This window comes from Streptomyces sp. NPDC002742 (assembly GCF_042888885.1).
Taxonomy (GTDB): Bacteria; Actinomycetota; Actinomycetes; order Streptomycetales; family Streptomycetaceae; genus Streptomyces.
Genome location: NZ_JBIAQF010000025.1, coordinates 26,303 through 48,365, shown reverse-complemented (window position 1 = coordinate 48,365; position 22,063 = coordinate 26,303). Strand labels below are relative to the sequence as shown.

Sequence of the window (22,063 nt, the reverse complement as noted above, 5' to 3'; positions counted from 1 at the left end):
GTTATGCCGTGCGGCCACCGCACGATCTTCAGGAGTCCACACAACCCCCGATGGTCACGCGGTGGCCGTACCCGTTCCCCACCGGGTCCACGACAAGATCGCGAACCCGGACTGAAGTATCAGGAGTGATCGAACAGAGTGGCTACGCTCTGCGGTGCTTCCCGGCCGAAGAAGATCTCCAGGTTCTTCGCCGAGCGGCCGGCGACGTCGCTACTACGCAGGAACAGCCGCTCTTCGTAGGCGGTGAGCGCGACCTCGATGTCAGGTTGCTCAACCAGCTTGCTCGCCAGGTCAGCGCCGTCGTACATGGCAAGGTTCGCACCCTCGCCGGCGAAGGGCGACATCAGATGCGCGGCGTCGCCGACGAGCGTCACGCCGGGCACCCTGTCCCATGTGAGGCCCACGGGCAGGGCATAGATGGGTCGGAGCCACGGTTCCGCGTCGCTCTGGGTCACGAAGGCGGTAAGCAGCGGCGACCAGCCATCGAACTCGTCGGCAAGTTGACGCAGGCCCGCGGACGGGTCGCCGAAGTCGATCGACCTCATCCACCCCTCGGGCTTGTTCAGCGCCACGTATCCGCGCATATGCCCGTCGGCGTAGCGATGGGCGATGATGCCTTTGCCCGGCGCGACCGCCATCAGCGTGCCGCCGCCGATCGCGGCCACGCTCGCCCGACAGTCCTGGCCGCCCGGGGCGAGGGCGATCTCGATGAAGCAGGTTCCGCTGTAGAGAGGCTTGGCGGGGGTGAGCAGCGGACGCACCTTCGACCAGGCACCGTCCGCGCCGATGACGATGTCCGCGCGCGTGGCGGAACCTTCCGCGAAGGTGAGGTCGTAACCACCCTCCACACGGTGCCGGACCGAGGCGAGCTTGTGACCCCACCTGATCGTTCCGGGCGCCAGCGAGTCGATGAGCAGGCGCCTGAGTTCGCCACGATCCACCTCTGGACGGGCCGAACCGGGGTCCGCAGGCATGTCGAACAGGATGGTGCCGTGGCGGTCGACCACGCGCTTGGCGTCCTCGCCCGGGCGGACCAGGGTGAGGAACTCGTCGTAGAGACCGGCTGCGCGAAGCGCGACCTGTCCGGTCTCTACGTGAATGTCGAGCAGGCCGCCCTGCGCACGGGTCGTCGCCGAAGCCTCACCCTCGTAAATCGTCGCGGCGACACCGTGAGCCTGAAGCACCCGGGCGAGCGTCAGTCCGCCCAGTCCCGCTCCGACAATGACGATGGTCTTCTGCATGCTGCGCTCCTCTGTCGCGCCGACACGCGTCGGCGATGGTCAGCGCCGAAAGCGGACGGGACGTCCGATCTCGGCAAGGAGACGCTCACCGATCAGAACCATCTGCATCGATGTACGAGCGATGTCCGGCGGGTGGGCCCGCGGAACATCGTTTTTCGCGACTTTGTGACTATAACTCGGCATCAGGTGAGGCACTGGGCCTCCTGGCACCGGCACATCACGCTCGCCATGCTTGCCCTGGCTTTCCTGACCGCCGGCGCCGCCGACGCGGCACCACAGCGGCCAGCCGGTCCACACCACTTCGACCACAGCCTCGATCCAATCACGCTGACCGTGCCGGAGATCCGCCGTCTCTTCGGTGCCATCTGCAACCCGCCTGCCGTGTCGACGGCCAGACTGCTGCACTGGTCCATCTGGCGCAGACGCCACCAGGCAACAGCCCGACGCAGCCACTACCGACGACGAACCCCCGACGAATCCGCCGGGTAGATCACGAAACCAGACTGGAGTACTAGTACTCCAGCAGGATTTCGCTGTCTGACCTGGTCTTTCGCCGGGTGGCGGGAGTGTAGCGGGACTTCGACCGTGCGGGGGCGGTCTCACGGAGACCGCCCCTCGATCGTGCGACAACGCCGCAGGTAGTGACAGCGGCGGGCGACTGCTTGGCGTCGGCGGCGCCAGTTCGACCAGCTCAGCGCGTGGTGTCGTCCGCGGTGTCCGCTCAGGTGCGGGGGTCGGGCACGACAAGCTGCCAGGAGTCGCCGAACCTCCGCCACTGTGAGCCCGACGGCCCCGGTTGTCTCACCTGTTCCGCCCCCTTTTCCCAGGGCTGGTGTGCCGTGGCGGACAGGAAGGCGTGCGCGAGCATGGCCAAAGTGATGTGCCGATACCAGCCCACGTAGCGGCGGACTTCGTACTGGTCCAGGCCGCATTCGTTCTTCGCGGCCTGGAAGCACTCCTCGATCGCCCAGCGTGTGCCGGCGACCCGCACCAGCTCCTGGACGGTGACCTGAAGCGGTGCGTAGGCGAGGTAGTAGGCGATCTCGTCGGGCTTGCTGATGCTGCGCCGGGCCAGTGCCCATCGCATTCGATGGGGGACCTCGCCCTGATAGTCGAACTCGGCGACGGTCGGCAGCCGCACTGCTGCCCAGTGGTAGACGCGGGGCCCCTTCGCGCCGTTGCCGCATGAGATCTTCTCCCACGCCTCGTCCGGGGCCTGCGCGGACAGACCCTCGATCCGTGAACAGCCCACGCTGAACTGCGACTTGGGCACAGCCAGCACGTAGCCGACACCCGACTGCTCCAGCAGCCGACGGAATCGGCTGTCCTGACCGTAGGCGGAATCCGCGGTGACCCAGGCGATGGGCAGCGGTGAGGCGAGGGCCCGCAGCACCATGTGCCGGGCCAGTTCGCCCTTGGTGGCGAACTCCCGCTCGTCGGGGACCCTTGCGGTGCGGCAGCGTTCCCGGTCCTCGGTCCACGACTTCGGGAGGTAGAGCTCGCGGTCGACCAGAGCCCGGCCGCGGGCGGAGGCGTAGGCGGCGAAGACGCCGATCTGGCTGGGGGTACCCCTCTGGGGGATCTCGGTGCGGCCGGCGGTTCCGGAGTACTGGCGCTGGACCCCGGCGGAGGTGGTGCCCTTCTTGATGAACCCGGTGTCGTCGATGATCAGCACGCCGTCGTTCTCGCCGAGCTTGTCGGCGACGTATTCCTGCAGGTCGTCGCGGATGTCATCGGGCTCCCACTTCGCTCCGGCGAGGAGGTGCTGCAGGCCGTCGGGCGTGCGGTGGCCGGCCTGCTCGGCCAACTGCCAGCTGTTCTTGCGGGCCACCGGGGCGAGCGGCCCGCGTACGTAGTCGCGCATGCGGCGACGAAGCTCGACTCGGCCGAAGCGGTGCCCGATAGTCAGGAAGAGATCGTCCAGTTCGAGGTCCCACTGCGCGGCGGCATACTCGGTGATCACCCTCGGTGATTGCCCCGCCGCTGTCACTACCTGCGGCGTTGTCGCACGATCGGGGGGCGGTCTCCGTGAGACCGCCCCCGCACGGTCGAAGTCCCGCTACACTCCCGCCACCCGGCGAAAGACCAGGTCAGACAGCGAAATCCTGCTGGAGTACTAGGCCGTCGGCGACGGCGGCCAGCAGGTGTTCGCCTGCGCTGGCGATGACGGCGCCGAGTTCGGCGGGGCGGGTGAAGCCATAGGAGACTCCGCTGATGCGCAGGTGGCGGTAGGCGAGTGCGTCGAGGTCGATGGTGGATTCGGCGGTGTCGAGGCGGCCGACGTTGACCACGGCGCCGTCGGTGCGGGTGGCGGGCAGGCAGGCGGCGAAGGTGGGACCGCCGACGTGGTCGAGGGCTACGTCGACGCCGTTCCCGCCGGTGGCTTCCAGCACCGCCTGGGTGGGCCTCGAAGACGATCCCGTCGCGGGTGCCGATCAGGGCGACGCCCGCGACGACGTGCAGGGTCTGGCCGACGGCGTGGTGGTGCCAGGCGGTGCGTGCGCCGGGGGCGAAGCGCACCATGTTGGCGCGCAGGCGGGACGGTTCGGTGCCGGCGTGGATGACGTCGAACCAGACGTCTCCGTTGAACCAGCTCTCGGGGCCCTTGCCGGTGGGCTGCGGCTTGACGAACTCCACGGTTGCTCCTTGCTCTCGTGCAGGTGGGGGTGGGGTGGGCGGACGCGGGTCAGCGTTCCAGCATGGCCAGGCCAGCTTCGTTGTGGGTGTCGCCGGCGGCCGAGAGAAGGCTGGAGAGCTTCGCCAGAACCTCGGGGGCCAGTTGGAGGCTGTCGGCGGCAGTGTTCTCCTCGATGCGGTCACGCGCTTGGTGCCGGGGATGGGGGCGATGTCGTCGCCCTGGGCGAGGAGCCAGGCGATGGCGACCTGTGCGGGTGTGGCGCCCACCTGCGCGGCGATGGCCTGGACTTCGTCGGCGAGTGCCAGGTTCCGCTGGAAGTTCTCGCCGGTGAACCGCGGGTTGCCGCGCCGGAAGTCGCCCTCCTCGAAGTCGTTCTCGTCGCGGACGGTGCCGGTCAGGAAGCCGTGTCCTAGCGGCGAGAACGGGACGAGGCCGATGCCCAGTTCCCGCAGTACGGGCAGGACTCTGTCTTCGATACCGCGCGTCCACAGCGAGTACTCGGACTGCACGGCGGTGACGCGCTGGACGGCGTGGGCGCGGCGGATGGTGTCGGGGCGGGCCTCGGACAGTCCGAAGTGACGCACCTTGCCCTCGGCGATCAGCTCGGCGACGGCGCCGGCGGTCTCCTCGATGGGCGTGTTCGGGTCGACGCGGTGCTGGTAGTAGAGGTCGATGTGGTCGGTGCCCAGCCGCTTCAGCGAGCCCTCCACGGACCTGCGGATGTTGGCGGGGGTGGAATTCAGGTTCCACGCGCCGGCGCCGGCATGGTCGGCCAGGCCGAACTTCGTCGCGAGGACGACCTGGTCGCGGCGCCCTGTGAGCGCCTGGCCGAGGAGGGTTTCATTGATGTAGGGGCCGTAGATCTCGGCGGTGTCGATGAGGGTGACGCCGAGGTCGATGGCCCGGTGCACGGTGCGGATCGACTCGGCGTCGTCGCTTCCGGCGCCGGTGAGGCCGTGGGACATGCCCATCGCCCCGAGACCGATCCGGGAGACCTCCAGGTCACCCAGCTTGATGTGCTTCATGATCGTGCTTCTCCTGACGGCTGGAACGCGCGGTCATCCGGCGCCGCCGGGCGCCGGACCGGGGCGGGGCCAGCTACTCCCCGGCGGGGAAGTCCGTGGACGGCGCCAGGTCGCGCTGGGCCTCGAAGTCGTCGATGCGCTTGCGCAGCACGCCGAGAGTGGCGTCCAGTGCCTGCGAGCCGAGGACCATCCGCAGCGGGGCCGGCTCGACGTCGACGGACTCGATGATGCGGGCGGCCATCCGATGCGGGTCGCCAGGGGCGAGGCCGTTGGCCGGGTCGAGCATGGCCTGGAACGCGTGGGCGGGGTTGCCGTCGTAGGCGTCGATCAGGTCGGCGACCTGGGCGCTGCCGTAACGGAACTCGGTCCGGGCGCCGCCGGGTTCGACGATGGTCACACCGATGCCGAACGGAGCGACCTCCTGGGCGACCGCCTCGGCGAACCCTTCGATGCCCCACTTGGTGGCGTGGTACATGGAGTTGCCGGGGAAGGCGACCTGTCCGCCGTAGGTGGACATCTGCACGATGCGGCCGCCGCCTTGGGCGCGCAGGTGGGGCAGAGCGGCGCGGATCAGGGTGATGGAGCCGGTGAGGTTGGTGGCGATGATGTGGTCGACCTGGGTGTCGGAGATTTCCTCGGCGGCGCCGAACAGGCCGTATCCGGCGTTGGAGACGATCACGTCGACGCGGCCTGCGGCGAACGCGGCGTCCACGGTCTTACGGACGGCGGCGCTGTCGGTGACGTCCAGGATTTCCGGACGGAAGAGGTCGGGGTACTTCGCGGTCAGGTCGGCAACCTTGTCCAGGTCGCGGACGGTGCCGATAACCGTATCGCCGCGCTCCAGGAGCTGGGTGGTCAGTGCGTGGCCGAAGCCGCTGCTGACGCCGGTGATGAGCCAGGTACGGGAGGTCATGCTTCGTCCTTCTTCCTGGTCGGGGCGGCATCGGCCGGCGCGTTGGCGTCGACGGCGGCCAGGGCGTTGAGGGTGCGGGGGTAGCCGATGAACGGCAGCAGGCCTGTCAGTACGGCGAGGAGGGCGGCGCGGGTGTTGCCGACGTTCAGGTTCGCGGCGACGTGCCCCTTGACCTGGGCGTCCGCGCCGCCGAGCGCGGCGAGCATCGCGAAGGTGAGCAACTCTCGGACGGGCACGTCGATGCCGGTGCGGGTGTAGTGGTCGCCGAAGCAGTTTCCGCTCAGGAAATGCTGGATGTGCTGCTCGTCCGCGGGCGCGCTCGCGTACAGGGCGTCCACGGCCTTCTCGCCGACGATCTGCTGTTGCACCGCAAGGCCCTGCTGCATCCGGGTGTCCGGGCTGGTGGTGGACTGGCCTTCGAGGGGCAGTTCGATGCCGCGGTCGGTGAGGACGTCGTTGGTGGCGTGCAGGAAGTCGAAGACGCGGGCCATCCCGGCATACGGCACGGCCTGGTAGACGATCTCCTTCACCTGAACCGGTGTGACGCCGACGGTGAGGGCGGCGCCGAGCATCACCCGGTACTCGGCGACCGCACCGACCGCGATCATCGCCGCGAGCTGGGTCATCAGCCGAGTGCGCTCATCGAGCCCGCCGGTGTGGCGCAGGACCTCGTCGAAGGCGAAGTTGTCGAAGTACTCGATCAGCTCCGGATCCGTGACCGCGAGCGTGGAGACGTGACCGGGGAAGAGGCGCTCGTGCGCGGCCGCGGCGACCGGGTTGGGCTTGCGGGCGGTCACGGGCGCACCACGACCTTGAGGTTGGTGCGGTCGTCCATGGCCTTGTAGGCGTCGGCGACGGCGTCGAGGCTGACCTCGGCGTCGAAGACACGGCCGGGATCGATACGGCCGGCGAGAACGTCCTCGATCGCGGGTTCGAGATAGGCGCGCACGGGGGCGGGACCGCCGGCGAGTTGTGCGTTCTTCCCGAACAGCGAGCCGAAGCCGACGGGAGCCTCCTCGTATTGCGGGACGCCGACGCGAGAGATGATCCCGCCGGGGCGGACGATGCCGTAGGCCTGCTCGTAGGCGGGCATCAGGCCCACGGCCTCCAGCACGATGTGGGACCCCTCGCCGCCGGTCAGATCCATCACCTTGCCGATGCCCTCGTCGCCGCGTTCCGCGACGACGTCGGTGGCGCCCCACTCCCTGCCCAGGTCGGTGCGGGAGGTGTGGCGGCCCATGAGGATGATCCGGTTGGCGCCCATGCGGCGGGAGGCGAGCACCGCGGACAGGCCCACCGCGCCGTCGCCGATCACGGTGACGGTCTTGCCGGGCTCGACGTGGCCCATGTGGGCGGCGTGGTAGCCGGTGAGGTAGACGTCGCTGAGGGCGAGCAGTGAGGGCAGGAGTGCAGTGTCGACGTCTGCGGGCAGCTTCACCAGGGTGCCGTCGGCCTGCGGGACGCGGATCGCTTCGGCCTGGGCGCCTCCGACGCCGCCGGCGCCGTACCAGCCGCCGTGCGGGCAGGCGGTGTGGAAGCCGTCCCGGCAGATCGTGCACGTGTTGTCGGCGAACGCGAACGGCGAGACGACGAAGTCGCCGCGCTTGAGACCGGTGACCGCAGAGCCGGTCTCCTCGACGACGCCGAGGAACTCGTGCCCCATCGGGGCGCCCTCGTCGGTCTTGTCCATCGAGTGATAGGGGTGCAGGTCGGAGCCGCAGACGCAGGCCAGGGTGATCCGAACGATCGCGTCCGTCGGGTCCACGATCTTTGGGTCGGGAACGTTCTCGACCCGGACATCTCCGGGGCCGTACATGAAGGTCGCGCGCATGCTGATCTTGCCTTTCAAGTAAAGAATGTCTGGCGTTGGGCGCCGGTGTCGCAGAAGGTCAGCGCGGTTCCAGGCGCAGCGTGGACGCGCGGGCCTGGTCGGTCAGGACGTGCTCGACGATGGCCGGGTAGCGCCCGTATTTCGTGCGGTAAGCGGCGTCCACCTGCTGGTATTCGTCGGGGTCGGCCTCGCGGAAGGCGACGTCCCGGAGCACTCCACCTGCTGCGACGCTGCCCTGGTGTCGCGCTTGTGTACCGCGGTACCAGGGCCCGGCGGTGCCCTTGACCGACCGCACGTACAGGTGACGGCCGGAGCGGACCACCCACATCGTCACCGCAGCCCGCAACGAGCCGTCCGCCCGCTGCGAGCGGAGTTCCAGTTCTTCGGCCGCTCCGACCGCAACCAACTCGCTTTCTTCCCAGTTCGTCATGATCACTCCCATCTGCGTCGTTTCCACGACAGCGGAACCTGCGGCGTACAGGCGGCATGCACTCGACTCCACACAGCTACCGTGCGGCGACTTCGGCTCTGCAGCGGCTCGCCCGGCAGGGGCAGGCCTTCACCCGCGTCAGCAGTGAGCGGCACGCCGCTCGGCCCCACAGGAGCCGCGCGCAGGCTCGCCGCCCAGGCTGTCTGCGCCGTACCGGGAGGTTGTACGCCTGGGGTCTCTGCGTCGTCCCGTGCTGGCCCTTCCAAGGGAACACGCTGGCCTTCGCGTATGGGAGTCACTGCTCTTACAGGTAACAGCAGTACCTCCCGGGGCGGTGGCCGGCGGACTTACGGTGGGAAGACCGACAGATCAACGACCAGGAGGCACTCATGGCCCCGGCTCCTCGGCCAGCACCGCTGCGAAGGCTTCCTGGGGAAGCACTGCCCGGCTTTGCGCCTCCGAGCGAGGGGACCTGACCGTGACCGGCATCGACAAAGAGAACCTGGCCGCTGCGGTCCGCGAATTCCTCAGCACGCGGCGGGCACGGATCACTCCCCAGCAGGCCGGATTGCCGGTATACGGCGGGAATCGCCGCGTCGCGGGACTTCGACGCGAGGAAGTCGCCCTGCTGTCGGGCATGAGCGTGGACTACTACGTCCGCCTGGAGCGCGGCAATCTCAGCGGCGTCTCGGAGGCGGTACTCGAATCCCTTGCACACGCCCTGCAACTCAACGAGGCCGAACGCGCTCACCTCTACGATCTCGCCCGTGCCGCCGCTCCTTCGGGACGGCGGCCCACGGTGACCGCCTCACGCGTGCGGCCCACCATCTTGCGGATGCTCGATGCCATGACCGGCGTCCCCGCATATGTGCGCAACGGCCGCTTCGACATCCTGGCCGCGAACGTCCTCGGGCGAGCCTTGTACGCTCCGGTCTTCGACTCGCCGTTGTTCGCCCAGCGCGGCCCGGTCAACACCGCCCGCTTCCTCTTTCTGGACCCGGCAAGCCACGACTTCTGGACCGACTGGAACAAGGCCGCCGACGATGCGGTCGCCTTCTTGCGCAGTGAGACCGGGCGGGCACCTCAAGACAAGGCGTTGACCGACCTGATCGGCGAACTCACCACTAAAAGCGACGAGTTCACACGACTGTGGGCCCGCCACGACGTGAAGTTCCACCGCGCGGGCATCAAGCACCTTCACCATCCGCTGGTCGGCGACCTCGCCCTGCCCTACGAGGCGATGGACTTGCCCGCTGACCCGGGCCTGCGCATCAACGTCTACACGCCCGAACCTGACTCGCACGACCAAGAGGCCATCGGCCTCCTCGCCAGTTGGGCCGGCGCCGGCACCATCGTTCCCTCCCGGACCGACTGAACCGACCACTCACCAAGGAGTACAGCCTCATGCGCTACCGTCCGCTCGGCCGCACCGGCGTCCAGGTCAGCCCGCTCTGCCTGGGCGCCATGATGTTCGGCCCCTGGGGCAACGAGGACGAGGCCGACTCGATCCGAATCATCCACCGTGCCCTCGACGCGGGCATCAACTTCGTCGACACTGCCGACGTGTACTCCGCCGGCGTCTCCGAGGAGATCGTCGGCAAGGCGCTCAAGGACCGCCGCGAGGATGTGTTCCTGGCGACCAAGTTCTTCATGCCCATGGACCAGGACGATCCCAACCAGCGGGGCGGCTCCAGGCGCTGGATCATCCGCGAAGTCGAGAACTCTCTGCGCCGCCTGGGCACCGACCACATCGACCTCTACCAGGTCCACCGTCCCAGCGCGGACACGGACGTGGCCGAGACCCTCGGCGCCCTGTCCGACCTCGTACACCAGGGCAAGATCCGCTACATCGGCTCCTCGTCCTACTCCGGGTCCCAGATCGTCGAGGCCCAGTGGACCTCGCGCGAGCGGAACCTGGAACGGTTCGTAACCGAGCAGCCGCCGTACTCCATCCTGGTCCGCGGCATCGAGGAGGACGTGCTGCCCGCTGTGCGCCGCCACGGCATGGGCACCCTTACCTACAGCCCGCTCTCTGGGGGCTGGCTCTCAGGCCGCTACCGCAAGAACGCCGCCGAGGGTCCCGCCTCCGCGGCCCGCCCGACAGCCCGCTTCGACATGGGCACACCTGCCAACCAGCGCAAGCTCGACGCTGTCGAACAGTTGGCCGTCCTGGCGGAGAAGGCCGGCCTCTCGCTGATCGAGCTCGCCGTCGCTTTCGTCGTCAACCACCCGGGCGTCACCTCGGCCATCATCGGCCCGCGCACCATGGACCAGTTGGAGGCGTTCTTGCCCGCCGCCGACGTCACGCTCCCCACAGACGTACTCGACGCCATCGACGACATCGTTGCCCCCGGCGTCACCGTCAACCCGGTCGACAACAGCTACGGCGACTTCGACCTCCGCCCCGACCAGCGACGCCGCTGACGGTTAAGGGCAAGAAGATACCGGTACGGGTCGACGCGGGACGGCGAGCACGAGGCGGAGGGCGGGTCCGGGGTCGCTGCGGAGGCGCTCGCGGGCAGTACGCAGCACCGGATGGCCACCGTCATCCGTGTCCTCGCTGTGGAGTGAGACCTTGGTTCTCGGCTGCGGTGCTCAGTCTTCGAATTCGTGGCGGACACGTCGGGACGGGCTGAACGTATAGAGGTCGAGGATGTCGGGCGCCTCGGCGAGGCCGGGGCCCCCGTTCTTGACCCAGGTGCAATGTCGGTGGCGGCGTCGGGGTCGTTGACCTGCCCAAGCCAGACGGGGCGTCCGCCGGCCTTGCGACCTTCGGCGGACGGCTGGATGACGATGACGTTGGCTCGCTCGCACGCGTCCAGGCAGTCGGTACGTCGCACCATCGCGACGCCGGCCAGTTGGGTCCGCAGGTCGGTGAGCTGTGCCTCGTGGTCCAGGCGCGGCACCTTGGCCGGGGTGCCGCAGCAGCAGCCGCGGCAGACGGTGACGGTGGGCCTGGCCGCCCCCGGCGCGGAGGCCGCCTTCTTGGTCCGGCGGCTCATTGCGTGTCCCTTGCGGCGCGGTTCCAGGCGGCGTCGCGCAGCAGGCGCAGTCCGTTGAGGCCGACGATGACGGTGGAGCCCTCGTGTCCGAGGACGCCGAGCGGGAGCGGCAGGTGGCCCGCGAGGTCCCAGATGACGAGGCCGGAGATGAAGACTGCGGCGATGACCAGGTTCTGGACCACCAGCCGTCGGGCTGCCCGTGAGAGGGCGATGACCTTGGGGACAGTGGCGAGTTCGTCGCGGACGATGACGGCGTCGGCGGTCTCCAGGGCGAGATCGGACCCGGCGCGGCCCATGGCGATGCCGGTGTGGGCGGCGGCCAGGGCGGGAGCGTCGTTGATGCCGTCGCCGATGACCAGCACCTTGCGGCCGCTGGCCTCCATCCGCTGTACGGCGTGCACCTTGTCCTGGGGCAGGAGCCCTGCGTGGACGTCGTCGCCGGTGATGCCGGTTTCGGCGGCCAGACGGGCGGCCGCGCGTGGATTGTCGCCGGTGACGAGCATCGTGGTTCGGCCGGTCAGGCGGGTCAGGGCGGCGACGGTCGCGGCGGCGTCGGGGCGCAGGCGGTCGGCGATGCCGAGCACGCCGACCGGGGCGCCGTCGCGCAGGACCACGACGGCCGTGCGGCCGCCGTCCTCCAGGCTGGCCGCGTCCTTCGCCGCACGGGCGGAATCAGCGTCGGTGTGGCCGTCGAGGAGACGGGCGGGGGCACCGACCGTGACGGTGTGGCCGTCGACGGTGCCGGTGACACCGACTCCGGGAGTGGACGTGAAGTCCCGCGTGCCGGCGATGGCCAGGCCACGGGCGCGGGCGGCGTCGACGACGGCGCGGGCCAGGGGGTGTTCGCTGGGCCGCTCGGCGGCGGCCGCCAGAGCCAGCACGGTGTCTTCGTCCAGTCCCCGGCCCGCCATGGGCATGGGGCGGATGTCGGTGACGCGGGGGGTGCCCTCGGTGAGGGTGCCGGTCTTGTCGAGGGCGACCGCGTCGACCTGCCCGAACCGCTCCATGACGACGGCGGACTTGACCAGGACGCCGTGGCGTCCGGCGTTGGCGATGGCCGAGAGCAGCGGCGGCATCGTGGCCAGGACGACCGCGCACGGTGAGGCCACGATCATGAAGGTCATCGCCCGCAGCAGGGAGCCAGTGAGGTCCGCGCCGAACGCCAGGGGGATCAGGAAGACGGCGAGGGTCGCGGCGACCATGCCGAGGCTGTAGCGCTGCTCGACCTCCTCGATGAACAACTGGGTGGGTGCCTTGGTCTCGGAGGCTTCCTCGACCATGGCCACGATCCGGGCGATGACGGAGTCCGAGGCGTCCCGCTCGACCCTGACGCGCAGGGCTCCGGTCCCATTCAGGGTGCCGGCGAACACCTCGTCACCGGTGCCCTTGGCGAGCGGCAGCGGCTCACCGGTGATGCTGGCCTGGTCGACCTCGCTGGCGCCTTCCAGTACCTGGCCGTCCGCGCCGACCCGTTCTCCGGGGCGCACCAGGACGATGTCCCCGACCGCCAGGTCCGCGGTGGAGACGGTCTCTTCGCTGCCGTCGTCGGCGAGCCGGGTCGCGGTGGTGGGGGCGAGATCGAGCAGTCCGCGGACCGCGTCCTGGGTGCGGGCGGTCGCCAGAGCCTCCAGGGCTCCGGAGGTGGCGAAGACGACGATCAGCAGCGCGCCGTCCATCACCTGCCCGATTGCGGCCGCACCGATCGCGGCCACGATCATCAGCAGATCGACGTCCAGGGTCTTCTCCCGCAGGGCCGTCAGTCCGGCCCAGGCCGGCTCCCACCCGCCTGTGACGTAGGCGAGGGCGTAGAGCGGTCCCCAGGTCCAGGCGGGTGCGCCGGTGAGCTGGAGCGGGAGCGCGACCAGGAACAGCACCAGGGCCGCGGCGGCCCAGCGGGCCTCGGCCAGGGCGAAGACCCGGGTGCGGCGCTTCGGTGCCGTGCGCGGAGCGGCCGGGGCTGCCCGTTCGGACCGTTGAAGCAGGTCAGAAGGCATGACAAAAAGACCCTTCAGGGCGGAAGAAGGCGACACCAACACAGCACAGGAACACATGAACAGGTCTTCATGTGTGGCCGGTAGGAGGGACGCCATGGGTCACGGAGCTGCTGACAAGAACCCCGCCACCGCCCGCGAACGCCTGGACGCGGCGGGGGCCACCGACGTCGCCGCCACCCTCCAGGCTCTCGCGACCCCGTCGCGGCTGTACATCCTGGCCCGCCTCCAGGAAGGCCCCTGCGCGGTCGGCGACCTCGCCCAAGCCGTGGGTATGGAGGCCTCCGCCTGCTCCCACCAACTCCGCCTGCTCCGCAACCTCGGCCTGGTCACCGGAGAACGTCGTGGGCGCTCCATCGTCTACGCCCTCTACGACAACCACGTGGCAGAACTCTTGGAACAGGCCCTCTTCCACGTCGAACACTTGCGACTCGGCCTGCGGGATGTCCCTGCGACAGACGTCTCGGCCGCTGCCCACACCTAGACAGTCGCTGCTGCGAGTTCCCGTAGGTGGTCCAGGACGTCGTTGTGTGATCGTGCGGGGCAGAGGTGGTGTACCGGGCACTCCCCAGGCGGAGCTCAGGGGGCATCCGTGGTGGCCCCCATGGTGTGCGTCGAGCCGCCGTACGGTGGTATCCGTGACCGTTCCGGCGGTCTGGACGCCTAGTTCCTACCGTTCGAGCGACGGGTCCGCAGGGGTTGAGGCGTGTTGCACAGCCAACCTGGCTGGCGCATTGGCCATGCCGAAACCCCGGTAGTCACCGATACGCTGCACCAGTTCGAAGAAGACTTGGCCGATCGTCGTCGTGTACAGGTGCAAGAACTCGCCTTGTTCATCCCGGTCGTACAGCAGGCCGAGTTCGCGCAGTTCCCGGTGACGCGCTTCACCGAGCTCGAAGCGGGCCCGTAAGTCGTCGTAGTAGTTGTCGGGGATCGGCAGTGTCACCTGTTCCGGCAGGTCGAGGAGGCGACGGGCAGTGGCGCGGATGTCGTTGTCAGCGAGGGCGATGTGCTGGCCGGGCAAGGTGCGCGTGCCCACCTTCGCCATATTGAGCACCAGCCGGAGAGTGCCCGCCCCGTTGGTCATGGCCCGGCTGCGCAGCAGCCCGTACGGGTCTGCGACCTCGACGCTTTCGTGCGGCCTCAGGCCGAGCACCGCGCGGTAGAAGAGCGCAGCCTCGTCGAACTGGTCCCAGGGATGCGCAAGCACGACGTGGTCGATGGCTCGCAGGGATCCGATACCGTCCTGAGTTGGGGTGGGTGGGGAGAAATCCTGTCGCCATGTCGGCTTCGCCGCGTCGCAGAAGAACAGCGCCGTGCCGTCTGGCGCTGCCACGGCGTTCAGCATTGCCTCATCGGGGGCCCGATACCGCGGGAGTATCGGTGACAGCAGGGCGTCCGCGCGCGCGGCGGAGAGCTCCGGGTCCGGTGAGTCGAGTCCGAGAGCCACCAGCGAGGTGGCGGCTTCGCCGGCTGCGTTCGGGAGCGCACGGTTGAGGAGGACCCTTGCTCCGGACTGTTCCCAGAGCTCGACCGGCTTGGTGGCGTGCTCTCCGGTACGGGCAAAGCCCAACGCGGCAAGCAGACTGCCGAGCCGTACAGGGTCTGTTGTGCCGATTTCAGCGAAGGCGAACCCGTGGGGCTGTGTTGACGGGGGAAGCGAGGAACTGGTGGGGAGGGCATCGGAGACGGAGTCTTCCAGCGCGATCAGAGATCGCATCGCATTGACAGCGGTTCGCTTCGTGTCGGCCTGTCGGAAGTTGTCGTTGAAAATCTCCAGTGACAGGGGACCCGTGTAACCGGTGCGCAGGACGTGTGCGAGCAGCCTCGTCAGGTCGAAGCCTCCTTGGCCTGGGAAGCATCGGTAGTGACGACTCCACTGGAGCACGTCCATGGCGAGAAGCGGTGCGTCGGCCAGTTGCAGGAAAAAGATCTTCTCGCCGGGGATGGCTTCGATGCCGCCCGGGTCCGAGCCTCGCGAGAGGACGTGAAAGCTGTCCAGGCAGGTTCCGAGGTTGGGATGATCGGCCGCCCGGACGATCCTCCAGGCGTGCAGATATGTGTTGACATGCCGGCCCCACGCCAGTGCCTCGTAGGCGACTTTGATGCCGTGGTCCGACGCCCTCTCGGCGAGCAGACGTAGTTGTTCCGCGGCGAGTTCATCGTCGGTGACCGCGTCGGAGGAGGCGTTCGAGCAGACCAGCAGGGTATCGGCGCCAAGACGTTCCATGAGTTCGAACTTGTGCCCGGCCCTGCGCAGGTTGGCCTGCAGTCGTTCGGGCGATGTCGAGTCGAGGTCTCGGAACGGCTGGTACAACTCGATGGAGAGCCCCAGGCTCGCTGCCCGCGCGCGGATCTGCTCCGGGGAGAGCGGGCATCCCAGCAGGTCGTTCTCGAAGATCTCCACACCGTCGAACCCGGCCTCGGCGATGGCCTCCAGTTTCTCGGTCAGGGAGCCGCTGAGGGAGACAGTGGCAATGGACGTGCGCATGAAGGGCTCCTGGCTGGCTAGGTGGCGACAAGGGTGGCCATGTGGGCGAGCATGCGGCCGGCATCGGGCTCGCAGCCGGTGAAGAGCCTGAATGCCTGCGCCGCCTGGTGGACTGCCATCCCGCCGCCGTCCAGCGTTCGACAGCCGAGGGCTCGCGCCCGGCGCAGCAGTTCGGTGTCGAGGGGCCGGTAGACCACATCGGCGACCCAGAGCTGTGGATGCAGCAGTTCTGCGGGGAGCGGAAGTCCTGGGTGATGCGCCATTCCCATAGGGGTGGCGTGCACCAGGCCGTCGGCCGTCGCGAGCAGGTCGGCGAGTTCCTCGTGGGGGGCGGCTGCCGCCCGGCCCGGGCCGAAGCGGGCGACGAGTTCGGCGGCGAGCGACGAGGCTCGGCCCGCCTCGGTATCCACCAAGGTGAGTTGGCCGGCGCCGAGCGTGAGCATCGCGTGCGCCACGGCCGTACCCGCGCCTCCGGCACCGAGCTGGACGATCTGCCGGGTAGGGGCGTGCTTCAGGCCGTGAGCGAACGACGTGGCGAACCCGCTCCAGTCCGTGTTGTGGCCGCAGGACTTGCCGTCCGGACCGAACACTACGGTGTTCACCGCGCCGAGCAGGCTGGCGTCCTCGGACAGGTCGTCAAGGTGTGGGATGACCGTCTGCTTGCCGGGGTGCGTGATGTTGAGCCCGTCGTAGCCGAGTCGGCGGGCCGTGTGAACGAGGTGTCCGACGTCGTCGGCCCCCAGGTCGAGTTGGTCAAGGTCGAGGATGCGGTAGAGGAACCGCAGGCCGTGGTGGTCTGCTTCTTGCTCGTGGAGGGCGGGGCTGAGGGAGGGGCCGATACCGGATCCGATGAGACCGATCAGATACGAGGTCGGAGGCGGGGGCATGGTGCGCTCTCTTCCAGCAGGAGGCGACGTGGTCGGGGCGGTGCATTTGCGGATCTCCGCGCGCACGATGGCGCCTGGGCCCCGGGACGGCAGACACATACCTGCTTGCCGAGGACTTGTGTGCGGTGGGGCGGGATGCGGTCTCCGACACGATGGGCTGGACGGGGATGCGCTACGAGCGGCCGTCGTGATGGTTGACGGGCAACGCTGGAAGCGATCTTGCCGCGTGGCGCGCAGCCAAGTAGCCGAAGGTGAGTGCGGCGCCTATTTGGCATCCGGCTCCTGGGTACTCCGATGCGGTCGGAGAGTTGGCGTCGTTGCCACACGAGTAGAGGCCGTCAACGGGTGCGCCGTTGTCGTCGAGTACCCGGCCTTCGTGGTTGGTCCGCAGGCCGAGTGTGGTCGCGAGGGGCGTCGGGACGACGGCGATGGCGTAGAACGGTGGTCGCTCGATCGGGCCGAGGTTCACGTTGGGTGTGTGGACTGGATCGCCGTATTGATGCCCGTAGGGATGGGATCCCTTTCCGAACGCTTCGTCGCGACCGGTGCGGGCGAAACCGTTCGTGTCTGCAATGGTGCGGGCGAGACCGGCTGGATCGACTTCGATTGCGGCTGCGAGTTCGTGGATCGACTGTCCGGTGCGGAGGTAGCCGGATCGCAGGTGGCGTGTGAGAAGCGGGCGCGGTGTGTGAGGGCGGATCATGCCGAGTCCGTACGCGGCCAGGGCCCGTGCATCGGTCACGAGCCAGGCAGGGATCGTCGGGACAGAGGCATGTTCTGCGTACATGGCGCGGACGAAGCGGTGGTAGGACACTGACTCGTCCACGAACCGGTGGCCCGCGGCGTTGACCGCGATGATCCCCGGCTTGGCCCGGTCCCAGATGTGGGGGAAGACGGCGGTGGATCCGTCACGTCGGCACCCGATGGAGCTCGGGAACCATAGGGCGTTGTCGCCATCGGGTTCTGTCGTCGCGGCGCCCACGGCCCGGGCAAGCCTCATCGAATCGCCGGTCGCTCCTTCGACCGCGCGGGTGAACTGCGCAGTGGGCGTGGGCAGGTGGCGGGCACGCAGTTCCGGGCTGGCGGAGAATCCGCCGGTGGCGAGGACGACACCAGCGTGTGCGGCGATCCGCATTGTGCGTCCCCGCTGTGAGATGAGTGCGCCCACTACTCGGCCGGCATCAGTGATCAGTTCGGTGGTCCGTGCCGTGAACCACACATCACCGTCGCGACGCAGAAGATGGTGATAGAGGTTTGCAGTGAGGGCGTTGCCCATGGCGAGTCGGGTACCGCGAGGGTAGCGGAGCATGTCCGTTGCCCAGCGGGCGCCGAGGCGTAGTGCCAGGGCCGTGCCGCGCGCCGAGCCGCGGAACACGGAAAGGAGGTCGTCGACTTCCGAGCGGCGGACCATGAGCGTGCCGCCGAAGAGGGCGAACTCCTTCACCGGGCGGCGGATCCGGCTGAAGTGGTCTTTGCCGAGCTTGCGCCCATCGAAGGTGCGGGGTTCGAGGGCGCGTCCGATGCCGTGGCCGGGTATTTCGGGGTGGTAGTCGACGGCCGTCGCGGAGTGCCAGAACCTGATCCCGGCGCGTTCCAGGTAGTCGATCATTGCCGGTCCGTGGATGAGGTAGCTCTCGCGCAGTTCCTTGGGGGCGCGGTCACCGACGAGGGTGTCGAGATAGTCCTGGGCTGCAGCGGTATCCGCGGCAGGATCCGTCTGGTGGCGGTGGCCGGGGGCCCAGACGGTGCCCGCCGAGTATGCGGTGGTGCCGCCGAGCCATTCGCTCTTTTCCAGGACGAGGACGTCGAGGCCTTCTTGGGCGCCGACGAGGGCAGCGCCGAGGCCACCCGCTCCGGAGCCGAGGACAAGGAGGTCGACTTGGTGGTCCCAGGAGTCGGTCATGGGGTGATTCCTATCGAGGTGCCGTGGGGGCCCGCGCTGGGCAGGGTCGGGCGGACGCGTGCCCCGCTCGGACGCCGCGGGCTTCGCCGACTCTCGTCGTAGATCAGCTGGTCGCCTGGGCCGCGTCGGGTAGGACGCGGCCCAATGGCCGATCGGCGGTCGGTGTTCAGACCGAACGGGTCGGGCAGGAAGGCTGCTGCTTGGGGCAGCTCATAGCCCGAGGTAGATCTGTCGTACCCGCTCGTCGTGTGCGAGTTCTTCGGAAGTGCCGGACATGGCTACAGAGCCGTTCTCCATCACCAGGCAGTGGCTGGTGACGCCGAAGGTCAGTTTGGCGTTCTGTTCGACCAGAAGGAGGCCAAGTCCTTCGCCGCGTAGGTGGATGAGGATCTCCAGGACGTTTTCGATCAGCTTTGGTGAAAGCCCCATCGAGGGTTCGTCCAGCAGCAGCAGCCTCGGCTTGGACATGAGTGCTCGGCCGATGGCCAGCATCTGCTGCTGTCCTCCTGACAGGTCGCCGGCGGCCCGGTTCCGGAAGTCCCGCAGGATGGGGAAGAGGTCGTAGACGTGCGCGAGGGTGTCGCGCGTTTCCCCCTTCCACGAGCGGTGGTAGGCGCCGAGCAGCAGGTTCTTCTCGACGGAGAGTCCCGGGAAGACGTGGCGGCCCTCGGGGACGTAGCCGACGCCGTGGCGGACCATGTCCCGCGCTCGTACTTTGCTGAGGTCCGTATTCCCAAGGGTGATGCGCCCGCTGCTGCGCGGGACAAGCCCCATAAGAGCCTTGAGCGTGGAGGTCTTTCCTGCACCGTTGGAACCGATGATCCCCATGGACTCGCCGGGGGCGACACTGAGGGCTACCGACCTGACCGCACAGACTCCGCCGTAGTGGACGGTCAGGTCGGTGACGGCGAGGCTGTCCGTGCCGGCGTCGGCCGCGGACGGCTGGGCAGCTGTGGTGGTCATCGTGAAACCTCCGGTGCGGCATCAACGTGTATGTCGTCGGCCGTCATTGAATCGCCCAGGTAGGCCTCGATGACCTCGGGGGTCGCGGCCACTTCGGCGGGTGTTCCCTCAGCGATGACGTTGCCTGCAGCGAGAACGGTGATCCGTTCACACAGGGACATGACCAGCCCCATGTTGTGTTCGATGAGGACAACGGTGACGTCCTGATCGCGGATCGAGCGAACGATCGCCGAGAGCTGGCCGACCTCCTCACCGTTCAGGCCGGCTGCCGGCTCGTCCAGGAGAAGGAGGCTGGGCCGCCCTGCCATGGCCCGCGCAATCTCGATACGCCGCTGGATCCCGTACGGAAGCGCCTGAGGGTGGGCGTCGGCGAAAGCGGTGAGCCCGTACTCCTTCAGAATGTGGTCGGCCTCTGCCTGCAACCGTCGTTCGTTGGCGAGAACGCCGACAGGCCACACGGCGTACTGCCAGACCGTGCTGGTGCGGGACCGGTCGAGCACGACGAGGATGTTCTCGCGGACGGTCATCTGAGAGAAGAGGCGCAGGTTCTGGAAGGTGCGTGCCATTCCCGCCAGGGACAACTGGTAGGGACGTGCCCGGCTGATGTCGCGGCCGACGCCGGTGACGCTGCCGCCCGACGGCCGGTAGAGCCCGCTGATCACGTTGAACAGGGTTGTCTTGCCGGACCCGTTGGGTCCGACGATGCCGCGAATCTCTCCGCGGTCCACGGTCAGCGTCACATCGTTGAGCGCGGTCAGTGCGCCGAAGCGCTTGGTGATGTGGCTGATCTCGAGCGCTGGCCCGTTGCCCTGTCCGCTATCGGGTGTCTGGACTTCGGGGATGACGCTCGGCAGGTAGAGGCCAAGTTCTGGGGCGCGTACGTCGTCGCCTTTCCTGCGGCGGTTGATGGCTTCCCCGATGCGTTCCGGGATCCCCGCGATGCCGGTGGGGGCGAACACCACCATGAGGACGACGACGATGCCGTAGCCGAGTTGGGCGTAGACGGCGAAGTCGACGAGGGCCTCGCGGATCAGTACGAGGCCGACCGCGCCGACCACGCAGCCGATGAGGCTGCGTCGGCCGCCGATGATGACCATGGCCAGCAGCAGGAACATGTTGCTGAGGCTGAAGGTCTCAGGTGCCACGTACCGGATGAGGCCGGCATAGAGGATGCCGGCCACTCCCCCATAGGCACTGGCGAGAAGGAAGGCAGTCATACGCAGCAGGGGAATTTCCGCGCCCATGGCGCCGGCGGCGAGGGAGTCGTCCCGCATTGCACGCAGGCGGCGTCCCAGCCTGGTGCGCACCACGAAGGTACCGAAGGCGAGCGCGAGGGCGAAGACCACGATCTCGAGGTAGTAGTACATGTACTCGTCGGCAAGGTCGATCCCGAAGAGCGGTGGCACGGGGATGCCCGAGATCCCGTCTGCCCCTCCGGTGATCTCTGCGTTGGTGATCCAGTTGACGAATCCCAGCGCGAGTCCGAGCGTGACGATGCCGAGGTAGTGGGACTGGATGCGCAGGGCCGGCAGGCCCACGAGCAGACCCACGAGCATCGTCGTCCCTATGCCGACGATCGCGGCTGTCCAGAAGCCGTATCCGGAGTGGGTGGTGAGGATGGCGGTGGTATAGGCCCCGACCCCGAAGAACGCGACTTGGGCGAGGTTGATCTGGCCCGCTACACCCATGACGAGACCCATGCCGACGGCGAGGAGGGCGAAGATGATGGCGACGTCCACCACATGGATGGAGTAGCTGTTGAGGCCGTACGGGAGCGCGTAGGCCAGGACGCAGGCCAGCGGGATGAGCGTCAGCTTTGATTTGAGGATGCTCACGCTCGGCTCACCGTCCTCTCGCCGAAGATGCCGGTCGGGCGGATCATGATGGCCGCAGTGAAGACGAGGAAGGTGACGAGAACGCTGTAGCCCTGGAAGTGGTCTCCTGCGTAGGAGTCCAGGACCCCGATGGCCAGGCCTCCCACCACTGCACCCGGAATGCTGCCGAATCCGCCGAGCATGGCTGCGGCGAAGCCCTTCACGCCCAGGGCCCCGCCCAGGGTGGCGTCCACGTAGAGCATGGGTCCGGCGAGGCTTCCGGCGAGCGCCGCGATGCCGGCGCCTATCGCGAAGGCGAGGGCGTTGCTGCGGCCCACGTGGATGCCGACGGCGGTGGCGGCCTCATGGTCCATGGCCACCGCTTGCATCGCCGCTCCTGGCTTGGTGCGCTGGAGGAAGAGCGTGAGCAGGACCACGGAGGCCGCGGTGATGGCGATGACCATCAGGTCGTAGGTGCGGATACGGACGCCCATGATCTCCAGGGGGCCGGACGTGATCGGTGAGGGCATGGCCCGTCCGGTGGTCCCCCAGATCAGCGTCGCGGCCGCCTGGAGGACGGTGCCGAAGCCGATGGTGCCGATCAGCATGAGGTCGAAGTCCTTGTTCTCCAGCGGGCGCAGCACCCGCTCGATGACCAGACCGATGATGCCCGTGACGACGATCGAGATGAGGATGGCCGCGGCGAACGGGACGTGCGAGGTGAGGTAGAACGTGGAGCAGGCGTAGGCGCCGATCATCGCAACGTCGGCATGTGCGAAGTTGACGAGGCCCATGGTGCGGTAGACGACGGAGAAGCCGACAGCGATCAGCGCGTAGATCGCGCCCAGGCTGAGCCCTCCGACGAGGGTTTGCATTGTGACTTGCATGGTGGCTCCCTGAAGCCGGTTGCGGAGCCCGGCTCTCGGCTCGACGG

18 protein-coding genes and 2 pseudogenes are annotated in these 22,063 nt (G+C 68.4%); 4 read left to right on the top strand and 16 right to left on the bottom strand.

The genetic code is table 11. The features are described 5' to 3' along the window. Positions 1–119 precede the first annotated feature (119 nt). Positions 120–1,241 carry an FAD-dependent oxidoreductase gene (locus ACFYW8_RS34200; protein WP_389086997.1) on the bottom strand — a complete coding sequence of 374 codons (1,122 nt, stop codon included), beginning with the start codon at positions 1,239–1,241 and terminating at the stop codon, positions 120–122. A 186-nt stretch (positions 1,242–1,427) separates the two neighbouring features. Between ACFYW8_RS34200 and ACFYW8_RS34195 the strand changes: the two genes are divergently transcribed. Then, positions 1,428–1,730 (top strand): hypothetical protein, encoded by a 303-nt coding sequence (locus tag ACFYW8_RS34195; protein WP_389086992.1) that lies wholly within the window; start codon positions 1,428–1,430, stop codon positions 1,728–1,730. Between the two features lie 232 nt (positions 1,731–1,962). Here ACFYW8_RS34195 and ACFYW8_RS34190 read toward each other — a convergent pair whose 3' ends face one another. The 7 genes and pseudogenes from ACFYW8_RS34190 to ACFYW8_RS34160 all read right to left on the bottom strand — a co-directional run bounded on the left by ACFYW8_RS34190 (position 1,963) and on the right by ACFYW8_RS34160 (position 8,078). After that, positions 1,963–3,204: an IS701 family transposase gene (locus tag ACFYW8_RS34190; protein ID WP_389086987.1), complete on the bottom strand. Its 1,242-nt coding sequence runs from the start codon at positions 3,202–3,204 to the stop codon at positions 1,963–1,965. A gap of 127 nt (positions 3,205–3,331) precedes the next feature. Continuing rightward, entirely contained in the window at positions 3,332–3,634 is a 303-nt protein-coding gene (locus tag ACFYW8_RS34185) for a zinc-binding dehydrogenase (RefSeq protein WP_389086982.1), read from the bottom strand. A 293-nt stretch (positions 3,635–3,927) separates the two neighbouring features. Next, positions 3,928–4,904 (bottom strand): annotated as a pseudogene (locus ACFYW8_RS34180) (aldo/keto reductase). Positions 4,905–4,977: 73 nt separating this feature from the next. After that, positions 4,978–5,817 carry an SDR family oxidoreductase gene (locus ACFYW8_RS34175; protein WP_389086977.1) on the bottom strand — a complete coding sequence of 280 codons (840 nt, stop codon included), beginning with the start codon at positions 5,815–5,817 and terminating at the stop codon, positions 4,978–4,980. Further along, entirely contained in the window at positions 5,814–6,614 is an 801-nt protein-coding gene (locus tag ACFYW8_RS34170; protein WP_389086972.1) for a carboxymuconolactone decarboxylase family protein, read from the bottom strand. Before ACFYW8_RS34170 ends, ACFYW8_RS34175 begins: the two co-directional genes overlap by 4 nt. Further along, positions 6,611–7,648: an alcohol dehydrogenase catalytic domain-containing protein gene (locus tag ACFYW8_RS34165; protein ID WP_389087372.1), complete on the bottom strand. Its 1,038-nt coding sequence runs from the start codon at positions 7,646–7,648 to the stop codon at positions 6,611–6,613. Before ACFYW8_RS34165 ends, ACFYW8_RS34170 begins: the two co-directional genes overlap by 4 nt. A gap of 58 nt (positions 7,649–7,706) precedes the next feature. Beyond that, on the bottom strand, positions 7,707–8,078 hold the full coding sequence (locus tag ACFYW8_RS34160) for a DUF2255 family protein (protein ID WP_389086968.1): 372 nt from the start codon (positions 8,076–8,078) through the stop codon (positions 7,707–7,709). 487 nt (positions 8,079–8,565) lie between these two features. Between ACFYW8_RS34160 and ACFYW8_RS34155 the strand changes: the two genes are divergently transcribed. Next, positions 8,566–9,453: a helix-turn-helix transcriptional regulator gene (locus ACFYW8_RS34155; RefSeq protein ID WP_389087367.1), complete on the top strand. Its 888-nt coding sequence runs from the start codon at positions 8,566–8,568 to the stop codon at positions 9,451–9,453. Between the two features lie 29 nt (positions 9,454–9,482). Then, complete coding sequence (locus tag ACFYW8_RS34150; RefSeq protein WP_389086963.1) at positions 9,483–10,502, top strand: aldo/keto reductase; 1,020 nt, start codon at positions 9,483–9,485, stop codon at positions 10,500–10,502. 171 nt (positions 10,503–10,673) lie between these two features. On the opposite strand, the pseudogene ACFYW8_RS34145 reads toward ACFYW8_RS34150, so the two are convergent. Next, positions 10,674–11,080 (bottom strand): annotated as a pseudogene (locus tag ACFYW8_RS34145) ((2Fe-2S) ferredoxin domain-containing protein). After that, entirely contained in the window at positions 11,077–13,074 is a 1,998-nt protein-coding gene (locus ACFYW8_RS34140) for a heavy metal translocating P-type ATPase (protein ID WP_389086958.1), read from the bottom strand. Before ACFYW8_RS34140 ends, ACFYW8_RS34145 begins: the two are co-directional and overlap by 4 nt. A gap of 94 nt (positions 13,075–13,168) precedes the next feature. Here ACFYW8_RS34140 and ACFYW8_RS34135 point away from each other — a divergent pair, with 94 nt between their 5' ends. Beyond that, positions 13,169–13,555, top strand: coding sequence for an ArsR/SmtB family transcription factor (locus ACFYW8_RS34135; RefSeq protein WP_389086953.1), 387 nt, complete (start codon positions 13,169–13,171; stop codon positions 13,553–13,555). A 186-nt stretch (positions 13,556–13,741) separates the two neighbouring features. Here ACFYW8_RS34135 and ACFYW8_RS34130 read toward each other — a convergent pair whose 3' ends face one another. The 6 genes from ACFYW8_RS34130 to ACFYW8_RS34105 form a co-directional block, all read right to left on the bottom strand. Further along, complete coding sequence (locus ACFYW8_RS34130; RefSeq protein WP_389086948.1) at positions 13,742–15,562, bottom strand: bifunctional sugar phosphate isomerase/epimerase/4-hydroxyphenylpyruvate dioxygenase family protein; 1,821 nt, start codon at positions 15,560–15,562, stop codon at positions 13,742–13,744. A 17-nt stretch (positions 15,563–15,579) separates the two neighbouring features. Next, on the bottom strand, positions 15,580–16,449 hold the full coding sequence (locus ACFYW8_RS34125) for a shikimate dehydrogenase (RefSeq protein WP_389086943.1): 870 nt from the start codon (positions 16,447–16,449) through the stop codon (positions 15,580–15,582). A 172-nt stretch (positions 16,450–16,621) separates the two neighbouring features. After that, entirely contained in the window at positions 16,622–18,352 is a 1,731-nt protein-coding gene (locus tag ACFYW8_RS34120) for an FAD-dependent oxidoreductase (protein ID WP_389086938.1), read from the bottom strand. Positions 18,353–18,562: 210 nt separating this feature from the next. After that, entirely contained in the window at positions 18,563–19,315 is a 753-nt protein-coding gene (locus tag ACFYW8_RS34115) for an ABC transporter ATP-binding protein (RefSeq protein ID WP_389086933.1), read from the bottom strand. Continuing rightward, complete coding sequence (locus ACFYW8_RS34110; protein ID WP_389086929.1) at positions 19,312–21,150, bottom strand: ATP-binding cassette domain-containing protein; 1,839 nt, start codon at positions 21,148–21,150, stop codon at positions 19,312–19,314. Before ACFYW8_RS34110 ends, ACFYW8_RS34115 begins: the two co-directional genes overlap by 4 nt. Continuing rightward, positions 21,147–22,016 carry a branched-chain amino acid ABC transporter permease gene (locus ACFYW8_RS34105; protein ID WP_164369211.1) on the bottom strand — a complete coding sequence of 290 codons (870 nt, stop codon included), beginning with the start codon at positions 22,014–22,016 and terminating at the stop codon, positions 21,147–21,149. The genes ACFYW8_RS34110 and ACFYW8_RS34105 overlap by 4 nt, the downstream gene beginning before the upstream one ends. Positions 22,017–22,063 lie beyond the last annotated feature (47 nt).